At 63.1% G+C, this 15582-nt stretch carries 13 protein-coding genes; 5 read left to right on the forward strand and 8 right to left on the reverse strand.

Annotated features, from left to right (window positions below):
* Positions 1-76: 76 nt before the first annotated feature.
* The 3 genes from AB8A50_RS11990 to AB8A50_RS12000 are packed head-to-tail and all read right to left on the reverse strand — an operon-like array spanning position 77 to position 2528.
* The gene (locus AB8A50_RS11990; RefSeq protein ID WP_115029810.1) at positions 77-766 is read right to left on the reverse strand and encodes a DUF2848 domain-containing protein; all 690 of its coding nucleotides are present in this window, start codon (positions 764-766) and stop codon (positions 77-79) included.
* Between the two features lie 24 nt (positions 767-790).
* The gene (locus AB8A50_RS11995; protein WP_439077785.1) at positions 791-2155 is read right to left on the reverse strand and encodes an amidase; all 1365 of its coding nucleotides are present in this window, start codon (positions 2153-2155) and stop codon (positions 791-793) included.
* A gap of 40 nt (positions 2156-2195) precedes the next feature.
* The gene (locus AB8A50_RS12000; RefSeq protein ID WP_092146549.1) at positions 2196-2528 is read right to left on the reverse strand and encodes an AtuA-related protein; all 333 of its coding nucleotides are present in this window, start codon (positions 2526-2528) and stop codon (positions 2196-2198) included.
* Between the two features lie 250 nt (positions 2529-2778).
* On the opposite strand from AB8A50_RS12000, the gene AB8A50_RS12005 reads away from it, so the two are divergent.
* The 4 genes from AB8A50_RS12005 to AB8A50_RS12020 all read left to right on the forward strand — a co-directional run bounded on the left by AB8A50_RS12005 (position 2779) and on the right by AB8A50_RS12020 (position 7018).
* Positions 2779-3192, forward strand: coding sequence for a Zn-ribbon domain-containing OB-fold protein (locus tag AB8A50_RS12005; RefSeq protein WP_439077786.1), 414 nt, complete (start codon positions 2779-2781; stop codon positions 3190-3192).
* A 4-nt stretch (positions 3193-3196) separates the two neighbouring features.
* Positions 3197-4336 carry a thiolase C-terminal domain-containing protein gene (locus AB8A50_RS12010; RefSeq protein ID WP_439077787.1) on the forward strand — a complete coding sequence of 380 codons (1140 nt, stop codon included), beginning with the start codon at positions 3197-3199 and terminating at the stop codon, positions 4334-4336.
* 221 nt (positions 4337-4557) lie between these two features.
* A complete protein-coding gene (locus tag AB8A50_RS12015) occupies positions 4558-5481 on the forward strand; it encodes an SDR family NAD(P)-dependent oxidoreductase (protein WP_089265108.1) in 924 nt (307 codons plus the stop codon).
* A 235-nt stretch (positions 5482-5716) separates the two neighbouring features.
* The gene (locus tag AB8A50_RS12020; RefSeq protein ID WP_439064440.1) at positions 5717-7018 is read left to right on the forward strand and encodes an MFS transporter; all 1302 of its coding nucleotides are present in this window, start codon (positions 5717-5719) and stop codon (positions 7016-7018) included.
* Positions 7019-7078: 60 nt separating this feature from the next.
* Here AB8A50_RS12020 and AB8A50_RS12025 read toward each other — a convergent pair whose 3' ends face one another.
* A complete protein-coding gene (locus tag AB8A50_RS12025) occupies positions 7079-8311 on the reverse strand; it encodes a tetratricopeptide repeat protein (RefSeq protein ID WP_439077788.1) in 1233 nt (410 codons plus the stop codon).
* Positions 8312-8710: 399 nt separating this feature from the next.
* Here AB8A50_RS12025 and AB8A50_RS12030 point away from each other — a divergent pair, with 399 nt between their 5' ends.
* Complete coding sequence (locus AB8A50_RS12030; RefSeq protein WP_439077789.1) at positions 8711-9736, forward strand: SMP-30/gluconolactonase/LRE family protein; 1026 nt, start codon at positions 8711-8713, stop codon at positions 9734-9736.
* Between the two features lie 154 nt (positions 9737-9890).
* Here AB8A50_RS12030 and ppc read toward each other — a convergent pair whose 3' ends face one another.
* From ppc to AB8A50_RS12050, 4 genes are all read right to left on the reverse strand, one after another.
* Positions 9891-12668 carry a phosphoenolpyruvate carboxylase gene (ppc, locus tag AB8A50_RS12035; protein ID WP_420882356.1) on the reverse strand — a complete coding sequence of 926 codons (2778 nt, stop codon included), beginning with the start codon at positions 12666-12668 and terminating at the stop codon, positions 9891-9893.
* Between the two features lie 143 nt (positions 12669-12811).
* Entirely contained in the window at positions 12812-13735 is a 924-nt protein-coding gene (locus tag AB8A50_RS12040) for a DUF1932 domain-containing protein (RefSeq protein ID WP_439077790.1), read from the reverse strand.
* A 5-nt stretch (positions 13736-13740) separates the two neighbouring features.
* Positions 13741-14715, reverse strand: coding sequence for a tripartite tricarboxylate transporter substrate binding protein (locus AB8A50_RS12045; RefSeq protein ID WP_439077791.1), 975 nt, complete (start codon positions 14713-14715; stop codon positions 13741-13743).
* 60 nt (positions 14716-14775) lie between these two features.
* Positions 14776-15582, reverse strand: a complete 807-nt coding sequence (locus AB8A50_RS12050; RefSeq protein WP_439077792.1) for a transporter substrate-binding domain-containing protein — start codon at positions 15580-15582, stop codon at positions 14776-14778.

Raw genomic sequence — 15582 nt, forward strand, 5'->3', positions numbered from 1 at the left:
GCCCCTCACCCGCTCCGGCTGCGCTGCGCTTCGCCGGATCGACCTCTCCCCGCAATGCGGGGAGAGGTTAAGAACCTCAGCCCACCACCGGCAATGTCTTCACATCATAGCCATGGCCGATTTTGCGCTTCAGCACGGGGTCTTCGATCTCGTAGTCGAAACGATCGGCGGGGCGGATGCCGCCCTTGGCGGCGAAGGTACCGCCGAACATGGCGGTGCCGTCGGGCAGCTTGTCGCTATCAAAGCCCTTCTTGATCAGTTCGGCCACCGGCAACATGCCGCTCAGCAGGCCTTCCTGATACAGCACCTTCTCGCCCTTGATGGTGGCCCAGGAGCGCAGGATGATCTGGTCCCAATGCGGAAGCAGCTCCGAGAGCTCCCACACCACAGGTGCGATCGGCTTGTCGCACATCTGCTTCGACACGGTGATGTTGTAGGTCTCGACCTTGCGGTCGGTATGGTCGGAGCCGACGCCGACATAGGTCTTGCCGCCCGACGCGATCAGGCAGAATTCGACTTCGCCCGAGGAATTCTCGTCGGTGCATTCGATCATGCCATCGGTGGTGAAGCGGCGCGCCGAGCAGCGGTAGTAGATCGGCGTCGAGGCCGGCGGCGCGATGCCGAGCGCTTCGAGTTCCTTGATGTGATGATCGCGCGCGACGGGATCGCGGCCGGTCCAGCCGGCGATGACGCCCTGGGTGATCTTGAGCGTCAGCGGCGTCTTGGTGCCTTTTGCGTCCAGCGTGAACGCGATCTCGGTGGTCATGCGTGTATCCTCAGGTTTTAGAGATTAACCGCGAACGGTGGTTTCGATGCCCGCGGCGAGTTCGAAGATGCGACGGTCGGAGCCACCGGCGGCAGCCAGCATCAGGCCGACAGGCGCTTCATCCTTTGCGTGGATCGGCAACGAAATGGCGCAGCCGTCGATCATGTTGATCAGCGTGCAGTTGCGCAGCGCCATCAGGTTCTGCCTGGAGAACACCTTGTCGTCTTCCATGTCGGCAATCGACGGCGGCGTGATCGCGCAGGTCGGCAGCACCAGCGCATCGTAAGGCGCGATGCGCTTTTCAGTGCGTGCGATCAGCGAGCGGCGCATCGGCAGCAGATCGAGATAGTCGGCGGCATTCTGGGTCTCGCCGCGCTGGATGCGCAGCGCAACGCGGGGATCATAGACGTCGCCCTTGCTGGCGAGCAGATAGCGATGCCAGGCATAGGATTCCGCAGCGGTGAAGCCACCCTTGGTGCTCATCGGTGCGATATCATTGAATTCAGGCACCTCGATGCGCTCGATGATCGCGCCCTTGTCGGCGAGCTTCTTCAGCGCGCGTTCGAAGGCGGTTGCGACGACGGGGTCGAGATCGTCCATCGCCAGCGTGGTCGGCACCGCGAGACGCATGCCCTTGATGGGGCGCGGGGTGAGTTCAAACTCGGGCTCGCCGGCGAGCACCGCATCCATCGCCGCACAGCAGGCGACCGAACGCGCGAGAGGACCGATGCTGTCGAGGGTGAAAGACAGCGGCACGGCGCCATCGAGCGGCACGCGGCGCTGCGTCGGCTTGTAGCCGACGATGCCATTGAAGGCCGCGGGAATGCGGCAGGACCCGCCGGTGTCGGTGCCCAGCGCCGCATGCGCCATACCGTCGAGGACGGAGACGCCGGCGCCCGACGACGATCCGCCAGGAACATGACCGAGCTCGCGCTTCCACGCGCCCTTGGGTGTGCCGTAATGCGGATTGGTGCCGATGCCGGAATAGGCGAATTCGACCATGTTGGTGCGGCCGATCACTACGAAGCCGGCGCGGCGCAGGCGCGCGACGGTGGGCGCATCGGCATCGGCCGGCGCGGAATCTTCCAGCGCGCGCGAACCGGCTCGGGTCACCTGTCCCTTGATGTCGAACAGGTCCTTGATCGAGATTGGAATGCCGGCAAAGCGCGACGGCGCGGCATTGACCTTGCGCAGCGCGTCCATCGCATCGGCGGCGGCAAGCGCCGCGTCCTTGTCGACATGAATGAAGGTCCGCGCGCCCTCACCCTTCGGGTCGGCGATTTTGGCGAGACAGGCTTCGACCAGTTTGCGGGAGGTGGTGCGGCCGGCAGCGAGATCGGCGGCCAGGCTGGCGAGGGTCGGTGCGGTCTGGTGGAAGTCGTTGCTCATGGTCGCGGCATCCTGTGTGTCTTGCCGGACCCGCAAGTGGTCACGGCGCCCGGTCGGTATCGCCGAAACTGTCCTCTATTTCCAGATCGAGCAGCGCGGAGCTGAGCGATTTGCCATGCGCATCGAGCGCCAGCGATCGCGTCACCCCGCCGCCAAGCGCCTGATCCATGACGAAATTCAAGGCCGCCAGATTGGGCAGTTCATAGCGGACCACCTCGCCCGCGACGATGCCCGCAAACAGGGCCTTCACGCGCGCGGCGGTCACCTGCGATACTATCAACGGATATAGCTTTGCGTCAAAGGCAATTACCGAGATGTTGGAAATGTTGCCTTTGTCACCTGTGCGGGAATGGGCGATCTCGCGCAGCTTCACGTCATGCTCCCTGAACCGTCCATACCAACCTACCCTGCCTGGTTGCAGCGGGACAAGCCTCGCACGTTTTCCACCCCGAATTCCAATTTGAATTCCACGGCGCCCCGCAATGGGCAGATACGGCCATGCAGCCCGCGCGCTGGACCGATGCCGGTGGAATGTGGAATGTCCATCGCGAAGACAACGAACGGGGCCAGGTCCCCGTCCAAGACATAGATCAAGGCATCGACAAAGGGAGAGAAAACGAGACATGGCTGAACCAGCGCGCGCGCGGCCGAAACCGACACCGGAAACCCAGCATTATTGGGATGGCGCCAAGGCCGGCGAATTGCGCCTGCAGCGCTGCGACGATTGCAGCAATGTGTATTTTCCGCCGCGTCCGTTCTGCTCGAAATGCGCCTCGCGGAACGTGTCGGTGCTCAAGGCCTCCGGCAAGGGGTTCCTCTACAGCTACGTCATCAATCATCGGCCAGCAGCGCCCGGTTTCACGCCGCCTTATGCCATCGCCGTGGTCGAGCTCGACGAAGGCCCGCGGCTGATGAGCAACATCATCGATTGTCCGCAGACGCCCGAGGCGCTCGTGCTCGACATGAAACTCGAAGTCGCCTTCGAGAAGCTCGACGATGCCATCACCCTCCCCGTATTCCGTCCGGCGAAGGGCTGAGACCATGCGCAGAAACGCAGTCGCCGTCGTCGGCGCAGCCGAGACCACCGAGCTCGGCGTCATCCCGAACATGTCGCAGATCCAGCTTCACGCGGATGCGGCGCTCAACGCCATCAAGGATGCCGGGCTGAAGCTGTCTGATATCGACGGCATCGCCACGGCCGTCGAAACACCGCAGCAGATCGCGCATTATCTCGGCATCACCCCGACCTGGGTCGACGGCACATCGGTGGGCGGTTGTTCGTTCATGCTGCATGTTCGCCACGCGGCCGCGGCGATCGAGGCCGGTCTCTGCAAGACCGTGCTGATCACCCATGCGGAGTCTGGCAAGTCGATGATCGGCAAATTGCCGCGCTCGATACCGGCAGACAGTCTGCAGGGCCAGTTCGAGGCACCTTACGGCGTCTACGGTCCGCCGAGCATGTTCCCGATCCCGGTGCTGCGCTACATGAAGACCCATGGCATCACCCATGAGCAGATCGCGTCGGTGGCGGTGTTCCAGCGCGAATGGGCGGCGAAGAATCCGCGCGCGATGATGAAGGCGCCGATCACCGTCGAGGACGTGCTGAACTCGAAGATGATCGCCTATCCGTTCCGCATCCTGCAATGCTGCCTCGTCACCGACGGCGGCGGTGCGCTGATCCTGACCTCGGCCGATCGCGCCAAGGATTTCCCGAACAAGCCGGTCTATATTCTCGGCACCGGCGAAAGCGTGGAAACGCCGATGGTCAGCCAGATGAAGACGTTCGATTCATCGCGCGCCTTCACCGTGGCCGGACCGACCGCGTTCAAGGAAGCCGGCATCACCCACAAGGACGTCGATCACCTGATGATCTACGATGCCTTTGCGCATCTGCCACTCTACGGCCTCGGCGATCTCGGCTTCATGCCGCATGAGGAGACCGGCAAGTTCATTGCCGACGGCAACACCCGCCCCGGCGGCAAGCTGCCGATGAACACCAATGGCGGCGGCCTCAGCTATATGCATTCCGGCATGTACGGCATGTATGCGCTGCAGGAGAGCGTGCGACAAATGCGCGGCATCGCACCGGCGCAGGTGCCGGGCGCGAAGATTTCCGTCTGTCACGGCGTCGGCGGCATGTTCGCCGCGTCGGGCACGGTGATTTTTACGAACGAGAAGTAAACGCGGTGCCTTCTCCCCGCTTGCGGGGAGAAGGTGGCTCGAATGCGCGAAGCGCGTTCGAGACGGATGAGGGGGACTATCCGCAAGCACGGAGCAAGCGGATAGTCCCCCTCACCCGCCCCGGCTTCGCCGGGTCGACCTCTCCCCGCCTAGCGAAGCTTCGCTTCGCCGGGCGGGGAGAGGTTAGAAAACATCAATCACACCACCAAAAGGAAAACCACATGGCATCTACCAAATCACTCGACGGCAAGGTCATTGTCGTCACCGGCGCGGGCCGCGGCATTGGCCGTGGCATTGCGCTGCTCTGCGCCGCTGAAGGCGCCAAGGTCGTCGTCAACGATCCCGGCGTCGGCACCGACGGTTCGGGCGGCGACGGCGCGGCACCGGCCGAACAGGTCGTCGAGGAAATCACCAAGGCCGGCGGCACCGCCGTTGCCAATTTCGAGTCGGTCGCCGAGGCGATCCCGGCCAGCAAGATCATCAAGCAGGCCGTGGACACCTACGGCAAGATCGACGGCGTGGTGAACAATGCCGGCATCCTGCGCGACGCGATCTTCCACAAGATGTCCATCGACGCTTTCGAGATGGTGATCAAGGTCCATCTGATGGGCTCGTTCTACACCTCGCACGCTGCCGCGCGTTATTTCCGCGAGCAGAATTCGGGCTCCTTCGTCCACTTCACCTCGACCTCGGGCCTGATCGGCAATTTCGGCCAGGCCAATTACTCGGCCGCCAAGCTCGGCATCGTCGGCCTGTCGAAGTCGATCGCGCTCGACATGGGCCGCTTCGGCGTCAATTCGAACTGCGTCTCGCCCTTCGCCTGGAGCCGCATGATCGGCAGCATCCCGACTGAGACCGAAGCCGAGAAGGCCCGCGTCGAGCGCATGCAGCGCATGGGTCCGGAAAAGATCGCGCCGCTGGTGGCGCATCTGCTCTCCGACGACGCCAAGGAAATCTCCGGACAGATCTTTGCCGCGCGCATGAACGAGATCTTCCTGATGGGCCAGTCGCGCCCGCTGCGCTCCATCCACCGCGCCGAAGGCTGGACCCCGCAGAGCCTCGCCGAACACGGCATGCCGGCGCTGAAGTCGTCCTTCTACAAGCTCGACCGCTCGGCTGACATTTTCAGCTGGGATCCAGTCTAAGCGTTTAAGTCGGCTCGCGGGAGCATCACTCCCGTGAGCCGATTTCTACAACCCAGAATTTAAAACGAAACAATATTACTCGAATAGCTATGCATAGCGGTCTTATCTGACCCGAGATCGCGCTAATTTCGTCATAAAGAATTCAAACGCCGGCCAAGACCGGCTATGTCACCAGCAATCAACGGGTTTGACGTCACGCATGTGCGGACGAAACCGCATTTGCTGGACGAACATCATGACAGATCACGCGGGCGCGATGCCCTCCGCGGCCATGCCGCATTCCAAGCCGCTGAATTCCCCCGCCCGCGTTCTGCTGGCGAGCCTGATCGGCACCACGATCGAATTCTTCGACTTCTACGTCTATGCCACCGCCGCGGTGCTGGTGTTTCCAAAACTGTTCTTCCCGGCTGGCAACGACACCGCCGCGCTGCTCGCGTCCTTCGCGGTGTTCTCGATCGCGTTCTTTGCGCGTCCGTTCGGCGCTGTCGTGTTCGGCCATTTCGGCGATCGCGTCGGCCGCAAGACCACGCTGGTCGCAGCCTTGCTGACCATGGGCATTTCGACCGTGCTGATCGGCCTGCTGCCGACTCACGCGCAGATCGGCCTCGCTGCGCCGCTGCTGCTGGTGCTGTGCCGTTTCGGTCAGGGCTTTGGACTCGGCGGCGAATGGGGCGGCGCAGTGCTGCTCGCCACCGAGAATGCACCGGAAGGCAAGCGCAACTGGTACGCCATGTTCCCGCAGCTCGGTGCGCCGCTCGGCCTGTTCCTGTCGTCCGGCACGTTCTTCATTCTGCTGCACTTCGTCTCGCCGGAAACGTTCCTGAGCTGGGCGTGGCGCGTGCCGTTCCTCGCCTCCATCGTGCTGATCGCCATCGGCCTGTGGGTGCGCCTGTCGATCACCGAGACGCCGGAATTCCAGAAGGCCATCGAGAAGGCTGAGCGCGTTGCCGTCCCCAGCATGGAGCTGCTGCGCAAGCACAAGCGCAGCCTCGTGCTCGGCACGCTGGTCGGCCTGATGACCTTCGTGTTCTTCTATGTCTGCACGGCCTATCTGTTGTCCTACAATGTCGGCGTCGTGAAGATGACGTTGCTCGATGCGCTCAAGGTGCAGATTGCCGGCGCCGTCGCTTTCGGCACCACCAACATCCTGGCCGGCCTGCTCGCGGACAAGATCGGTCGCCGCACGCTCCTGATCACCAATTGCCTGATGGTGATCGTGTTCTCGTTTTTCCTGGCACCGCTGCTGTCAGGTGGCGTGGCGGGCATCTATGCCTTCGCGCTGATCGGTCTGGCGATCTTCGGCGTCAATTATGGCCTGATCGGCGCCGCGCTGGCGGCACCGTTCCCGACCGCCGTACGCTATACCGGCTCGTCGATGACGTTCAATCTGGCGAGCATCTTCGGCGCCTCACTGGCGCCCTATATCGCCACCTGGCTGCAGGCAAATTACGGTCTCGCTTACATCGGCTATTACGTGCTCGCCGCCGCGACGATCACGCTCATCGCGATCTTCGCTTCGGACAAGCACGAGGTCTGAGCGCGCTTGCCGGCAAACGTCAAAAAAGGGGCAGTGCCAACGCTGCCCCTTTTTTATTGATCAGCGCGCCGCCTGCTGCCGCCTGAGCTCGGCGCGAGCCGCGTCACGCTCGAATTCGCCATCGCCCCGGCACACTTCAGCTGCCTGTTTCAGATAGGGCAGCGCCTCCTGCGGCTTGTGCTTCACCATCAGATACTGGCCGAGATAGAACGACACGCCGCAATCGCCGAAGTCGTCCTCCAGCCGCATGTTCTTCATTTTGGCGAGCATCTCCTCCCGACTCATCTGGCCGAGATAGACCGCGACCATCGGCCATGGCCAGCCCTTGCGATCGAGCTTGTCGGTATTGCGTTTCAGCTCGCCGATGTCGTTGTCGCCGCTGCGCGCCCGCGCGATGTAGCGTAGCAGCTTGCCCAGCTCGTATTCCGGCGTCTTCTCGACCACGTCGCCGAAATCGGCGGCAGCCTCGGCGAAATGTCCCTCGATGAAGTTCATATGCGACCGCCGGTTGCGGGTGTCGGGATCATCCGGCCTCAGCTTCAGCGCCGCATCCAGGTCCGGGATCGCGCCGGCGAAATCGCCCTTGCGCGCGAAGGCGATGCCGCGGTCAACATGGGCGCCGACGTCGTTCGGATTGCCGGCCAGAACGACATCGAAATCCGCGATCGCGCCGTCATTGTCGCCGCGTCGAATCCTGATGTCGGCGCGACCACGGTGGGCATAGCTGTCGCCGGGCTCGATCTGTAGCGCAGCGTCATAGTCGGCCAACGCCCTCTCGTAGTCTTTCTTGGCGGCACGGCTGTTGCCGCGCAATGCAAACGCCGCATAGTCTTTCGGATCGAGGCGGATGGCTTCCGAGAAATCCGCGATCGCGCCATCGATGTCGGCCAATCTCTTCCGCAACATTCCGCGTCCGCGGTGGTAGGACGAATTGCCCGGCTGCAGGCGAATCGCCTTGTCATAGTCGGCGCGCGCCCGCGCGAAATCGCCCTTGGATTCATAGGCGCTCGCCCGCGAGCCGAAGCCCGAGGAGTAAGTGGGATCGAGGGCGATCGCCTTGTTAGCATCCGCGATAGCCAGATCGAATTCGTCGAGGCGGTTGTGGACCATGGCGCGCGCGCCATAGCCTTTCGCAAAATCAGGATTGAGTGCGATGAACGCAGTAAAATCCGCGCGCGCCGCCTCCATATGGCCGAGTTCGAAGTTCCCGATGGCGCGAAGGCGAAGCGCTTCGGAGCGCTCGGCATCCGTTGCGCCGGGACGATCGATGATATCGCTACAGCCTGCGATCATCCGCTGATCCATCGGCGGGCGACATCCATTATCCGCGTGTGCTGACAATGATGTGGCGAACAGCAATGCTGCAGAAGCGACTGCAACACATATGTGACAGCGAAACAACGACATGGGGAACCGCGCATCAAATGAGAGCTTTGGTGTTGGTCGCATGGAACTATCAAAACGTTCACTGCGCTGCGATGCGCGCTTGTGCACCGCCATGACCGCGCGGCAGCATCGAATTGTGTAGCATCGCCGTCGCAACGGTATTTAGACTGCTGGCAATAACTGGAGCAAACCAGAAAAGCCGGGAGGACGACGATGCCAACTCAGCTCGACGCGAACGACGCAGTTCAACCCGCCGCAATATCCAACTCACTCAGTCGCAGAAAAATCCTGAGCGGCGCCGCGGCAATGGCCGCGACATCGCTGATCGCGCCCGATGCGCTGGCGCGAAATTTCAACCGCGGCGCGGAACCGCAGCGCTATCCCGATCCCGATATCGTCGTCATCGACGCCAATCGCTTCAAGGCGAGAGTCGGCAACACCGTCATCAAGCGGCTCTATACGGGCTGCCTGTGGGCGGAGGGACCGGCGTGGAATGCACAGGGTCAGTATCTGATCTGGAGCGATATCCCTGCCAATCGCCAGTTGCGTTATCTCGACGATGACGGCCACATCTCCGAGCGCTTCCGCTATCCATCCGAGGAGAGCAACGGGAATTCGTTCGACACAGAGGGCCGCCAGCTTTCCGCGCAGCGCACGCGCCTTGTCCGCTTCGAGCACAATGGCAGCGTCACGACGCTGGCTGAACAGGCAAACGGCAAGCCGCTGAACGGGCCGAACGATATGGTGGTCAATCCGATCGACAAGGCGATCTGGTTCACCGATCCCGGCTACGGCGCCATCAATCTCTATGAAGGACAACGCGCGGCGCCGGGCGTCACGCAGCCGCACCAGAAGGAAGCGGTATATCGCATCGATCCAACGAACGGCCAGATCAGCAAGGTCGCAGACGATCCGTTCAAGCCGAATGGTCTGGCCTTCAGCCCGGACTACAAGAAGCTCTATGTCTGCGACACCGGCATCACGCATTATCCCAATGCCAAGAATGTCGTCTGGCAGTACGACGTCGACGGCGGCAAGCTCTCCAATGCGAAGCCGCTGATCGACATGACGCTGGACGGCAAGTCCGGCTTCCCCGACGGACTGCGCGTCGATACCGAGGGCAATATCTGGGTCGGCGCCGGCTGGGTCGGTGAAGGCTATGACGGCGTGCAGATCTTCGCGCCGGACGGCCAGCGCATCGGCCAGATCAAGCTTCCGGAGACCTGCGCGAACGTGTGTTTCGGCGGCAAGAAGCGCAACCGGCTGTTCATGACGGCGAGCCAGTCACTCTATGCGGTCTATGTGGAGACGCAGGGCGCGCATTTCTGTTGAGGGGCCCACGTCGCAGCCAGCGGCTTCGCGCAACTCTCTCCACGTCATGCCCGGGCTTGACCCGGGCATCCAGCTTTGCGGCAAGCAACGGAGAAGATGGATGGCCGGGTCAAGCCCGGCCATGACATAGGGATAGGACGTAGCGTCTCGACGACTACCCGCTATTCCTGAGCCCTGCGGAGATCCCGTTGATCGTCAGCTGAATCCCGCGCAGCACCTGCTCGTCCGGATTGTTCGCGCGATGCTCTTTGAGCAACTCGACCTGCACATGGTTGAGCGGATCGAGATACGGAAACCGGTTGCGGATCGAGCGGTCGAGCAGCGGGTTGTTTTGCAGCAGGCGCTCCTGCTCCATGATATCCAGCAGCGTCTCGATGCACAGATGCCATTCGCCGCGGATGCGGCCGAAGATGGTCTCGCGCAGCTTCTGGTCGGCGACAAGCTCAGCATAGCGCGAGGCGATGGCGATGGAGCTCTTGGCCAACACCATGTCCATGTTGGACAGCAGCGTGCGGAAGAACGGCCATTCGCGGTGCATCTCCTGCAGGAAAGCCATGCCCTTGTCGGGATGATTGGCGAGCCACGCCTCGATGGCACTGCCGAAGCCATACCAGCCGGGCAGCATCAACCGGCACTGCGCCCATGAGAACACCCAGGGAATGGCGCGCAGGTCCTCGATGGCGCGGGTCTTCTTGCGCGAGGCCGGACGGCTGCCGATGTTCAGCGTCGAGATCTCGTTGATAACGGTGGATTCCCAGAAGTAATCGACAAAGCCCTCGGTCTCGTAGACGAGGCCGCGATAAGCTTTGAAAGCGAGTTCGGAAATCTCCTCCATGGCTTCGAGATATTCGCGGCGCGGCGCGCTGTGCTTCGGCGCCAGTAGGCTTGCTTCCAGCGTTGCAGCGGCGAGGATCTCCAGATTGTTGCGGCCGACCTCGGCGTTGGAATATTTGCTGGAGATGATCTCGCCCTGTTCGGTGATGCGGATCTGGCCGTCCACCGCGCCGCCGGGCTGCGCCAGGATCGCATCGTGGCTCGGCCCGCCGCCGCGGCCCACAGAGCCGCCGCGGCCATGGAACAGCCGCAGCCGGATGTGATGCCGCTCGAACACTTCGATGAGCTCGATCTCGGCCTTGTACAGTTCCCAGCCGGATGTGACGAAGCCGCCATCCTTGTTGCTGTCGGAATAGCCGAGCATGACTTCCTGCACCGCGCCGCGGCTGTCAACCAGCTTGCGATAGTCGTGCAGCGAGAACATGCGGTCCATGATGGCTGCAGAGGCCTGCAGATCCTCGATGGTTTCGAACAACGGCACGATATTGATGCCGCTGCGGCCGGAGCAATCCACCAGCCCGACTTCCTTCAGCAGCACCGCGACTTCGAGCATGTCGGAGACGCCCTTGCACATGGAGATGATGCATTGGGGGATTGCCGCCGCGCCGAATTTCGCATGAACCTGCGCCGCCATGCGAAACAGCGCCAGTTCGCCCAGCGTCTCGTCGCTGTATTTGACGAACAGCGAGCCGAGCGGCCGCGCGTTCTTCAATTCATTCGTCAGCAGCGCGATGCGCGCTTCCTCGCCGAGCGCGAGATAGGACGTGCCGGGCATCGCGGCGTCGATCAGTTCGGCGACGGTGCGCTCATGCACGGCCGAGTTCTGCCGGATGTCGAGACTGGCGAGATAGAAGCCGAAACAATCCACCGCGCGGCGCAATTGCCGCAGCCGGCCGCGGGCGATGACAGCGGAATTATCAGCGATCAGCGAGCGATCGAGCACGTCGAGATCGGCCTTGAACTCCTGCGCCGATGCATAGGCCGGGGCATCGCCCACGGCCGCGCGGCGGTTCGGCAATTCGAGCGCATGGGCCGTTGCCGCCATGCGGGCATAGACGCCGGAGATCGCCAGACGATAGGGCTCCCCGGCGCGGTGCGGCGATGGATCAGGGGAGCGTTCGGCCAATGCGCGCAGCTCATCGGAGACATCGGCGAGATGCGCCGCCATGGACAGTTCCGCGCCCAGCGCGTGAAGTTCGTCGAGATAGAAGCTGAAGGCGCGCCTGCTCTGCAGCATCATGGTGCCGCGCATCACATCTGCCGTGACGAACGGATTGCCGTCGCGGTCGCCGCCGATCCAGCTGCCCATGCGCAGGAACGAGCCGAGTTCGGCCGCGCCGCCCTGCGCGCGCAGACTGTCTTCCAGCACACAATGCAGCCGCGGCACCTCGCGCAAGAACGTATAATCGTAGAACGACAATCCGTTGGCGACCTCGTCGAGCACCGTCAGCTTGCTCCGGCGCAGCAGATTGGTCTGCCACAGCGTCACGACGGCGCGACGGAGCTGTTCCTCGGACGCCTCGATCTCCTCGGCGGTGAGCTGCATGCGCTCGCGCCGGTCCAGCAATGCCGCGATTTCCATTTCGCGGTCGATGGTGCTCTTGCGGCGCACTTCCGTGGGATGCGCGGTCAGCACCGGACTGATCAGCGCCTGGCCGAAGAACTTGCTGAGCAGCGCCGCATCGATGCCGGCCTCGCGCGCGCGCTTCACCGCATGAGCCAGCGTGCCCGATGCGTTAGCCGCATTCGCGCGCTGCGCCCGCATCCGGCGGATGTTGTTCTGGTCCTCGGCGATATTGGCGAGATGGGAGAAATAGCTGTAGGCGCGAACGATGCGCACGGTCTCGGCGATCGACATGCCGTCGAGAATGGCTTCGAGTTCACGCCGCGCCAGCTTGTCCTCGTCGCGGTGGAAGCGGACCGAAGTCTGCCGGATATTCTCGACCAGGGCGAATACCGCCTCGCCTTCCTGATCCCGCACGGTGTCGCCAAGGATGCGGCCCAGCAGCCGGATATCCTCGCGCAACCGGGCATCGGCCTCCTGGTGAGCAGGATCGTCACCGCGCTGGGATGCGGGTTCTTCGGTGGACAGGGTCAGGGACACAAGGACGCTCCAGGAAGTTGCCGGCGCCCCATTTGGTCGCAAGTCATGCTGCGACGCAAGACGAAGTTGTGTGACGGATGACGCCTCCTCAGGTGTCGTCCCCGCGAAGGCGGGGACGACAACCGCGTTTACGGAACTCAGCCCTTCGGCTTCACCTTCGCCAGAATCCGATCCGCCTCTGTCCGCCAGTCGGCGCTGCGCGCGAAACCCGCCTCGCCCTTGGTGCCGAACAGGCCGTCGTCGGCGAGATCCGCGACCCAGCCCTGACGCTCGGCCGTGCCTTCGGCCGACCATGGCGCGAGCCCGATCTCGCGCACGGTCTCGGCGACCTCGCGGACTTCCTCGCTGCGGCGGCGGCCGTGTTCGATGACACGTTGGAAGAAATAGGCGCCCTGCTTCTCCCAGTCGATGCTCGGAAACGTCTCGACCAGCGAGGCGATCACCGCGTCCTCGACGCCATAGGCGCGCGCGGTCGTAAAGCTCTCGATCACCATGGCCTCGAGGCCCTTGATCATGATGCTGCGGCACATTTTGGTGGCCGAGGCGACGCCAAGCCTGTCACTGGCGACTTGCGCATCGAAGCCGATGGCGTTGAGCAACGGCGCGAGATCGCGCGCGCCTGATCCGCCGAGCAGCAGCGGCACCTTGATGCGATAGGGCGGGATGGAGGTCATGACCGCGCCCTCGACATAGCGCCCGCCGGCGCCGTCGATCAGCGCGGCCGCACGTTGCTTCGCGCCGGGAGATGCCGAGTTGAAATCGAGAAACCACGCCTGCGGCTTCAGACCGCGCACGCAGGCCTGCGCCGCCGGCACGGTCTGGCTCGCAGTCACCGCGCAGACGATGAAGTCGGCGCGTGACGCGAGATCGGCATGCGAAGATGCGAGCGTGACACCATGGGTCTCGGCATGGTCGCGGAGCGCCCCGGCATCTGCGCCATCGAGCTTGAGATCATAGGCGCTGACTGACATATCCTGCTTGCGCAGGTCTTCGGCGAGAATGCGCCCCACTTCGCCATAGCCGATCAGGCCGACGTGCCACTGGTTCGAACGTTCAGTCATATTGCTTACTGGACCTTGATGTTTGCCGCCTTCAGCACCGGCCCCCATTTGTCCGCTTCGGCATGCATGAACTTGTCGAACTCGGCCGGCGAGGAACCGACCGGCGTGGCATCGATCTTCTTCAGCGCCGCCAGCACCACCGGATCCTTCAGCGCCGTCACCAGATCTGCATGGATCTTCGCCACGACATCGGCCGGCATGCCGGCAGGTCCGAGGAATCCCCACCACACCGCCGTATCATAACCGGCGACACCGGATTCGGCGACCGTCGGCACATTGGGCAGCGCCGCCGAGCGCGTCGCCGTCGTCACCGCCACGGCACGCACCGCGCCGCCTTCGAGTTGGCCAACGATCTCGGGCAGCGGATTGATGCTCATGGGAATATCGCCGGCAATCACCGCGGTGAGCGCCGGTGCGCCGCCCTTGTACGGGATCGAGACGATCTTGGTGCCGGCCATATGGTTCAGCAATTCGCCGGCGAGATGCGCCGAGGTGCCATTGCCCGACATGCCGTAGGACAAAGAGTCCGGCTTGGCTTTCGCCTGCGCCAGCAGCTCCTGCAGATTCTTCGCCGGATTGTCCTTCGACACCACGATGGCCAGCGGCGAATAGGCGACTTCGCTGATCGCGGTGAAATCCTTGAACGTGTCGTAGGGCAGCTTCGGATAGAAGAACTGATTGAGCGGATGGCCCGACGCGACAAGGATCAGCGTGTAGCCATCGGGCGGTGACTTCGCGAGGGCCTGCGAGGCGATGATGCCACCGGCGCCCGGACGGTTGTCCACCACCGGCTGCTGCCCCCAGGTCTTCGACAGCGATTGGGCGAAGGTCCGCGCCAGCACGTCAACCGCACCGCCTGCTGCATAGGGCACCAGGATCGTCACCTGCTTGCTGGGGAACGTCTGGGCGTGGAGCGACGGGCTGGTGAAAGACAGCAATGCAGCCGCCGTGGCGATGGCCAATTTCATAGGCGCAGGCATGGATCGTCGTCCCTCTTGTAATATCGCGCAACAATCTCGTGTCGTTGCTAATTGATATAGCTACTTGGCTGTGGTCGCAGCGCGCAGTCCGGATCGTGCGATGGCCGCATCGACCAGTCCCCGCGCCTTCACATCCTCGGTGAATTTGCGGATAAATGCCATCCCCTCGTCGCGCCCCTTGGGGATCGCGATGGCATGCCGCTCGACGCCCCAGCGTCCCTCCAGCACCTTCGCCCCCGGCGCTTGCTCTGCGAGTTCGAACAGCGTCGCCTTGTTGGTGGCAAACACATCGATGCTGCCGGCCATCAGCAGGCCGGGCGCAAGCCTGATGGCCGGCACGCGAACGACCTCGGCATTCTTCAAATCGCGTGACAGAACCGCATCGGATGAACTTCCGGCGGTGACGCCGACATGGACGCCTTTGACATCGACATCATCGGGCCCCGCAACCCTGGACTCTTGCGCGACGAGATAGCCAAGATCGCTTTCCAGATAAGACGGGCCGAAATCCATGTCCTTCGCACGCGCGGCCGACGCATTGGTGAAGGCGGCATCGACGGCGCCTGTCTTCACCGCTTCGAGAACCTCGGCATTCCTGGAGAACACCACCGGCTCATAGGGCACGCCCAATTGCCGCGCGAGCTCCTTGCCGAGATCGTAACCGACACCACGCGGGCCTTCGGTTTGCGATACGAGAATAGACGTCGGTGTTCCCGGATAGAGCCCGACACGCAGCTTCCCGCTTGGAGCGAGGATCTGCTTCGGTTCGAGATCGACGTCGACTGCAGGACCGACAAACGCTGCCACCAGGAGAGCGATCGCCGCGATCTGCGCGGCAAGTTTGTTTCCAATCATTGCCACGCGCAT

The sequence above is a fragment of the Tardiphaga sp. 841_E9_N1_2 genome, assembly GCF_051811065.1.
In the GTDB taxonomy this organism is placed as follows: domain Bacteria; phylum Pseudomonadota; class Alphaproteobacteria; order Rhizobiales; family Xanthobacteraceae; genus Tardiphaga; species Tardiphaga robiniae.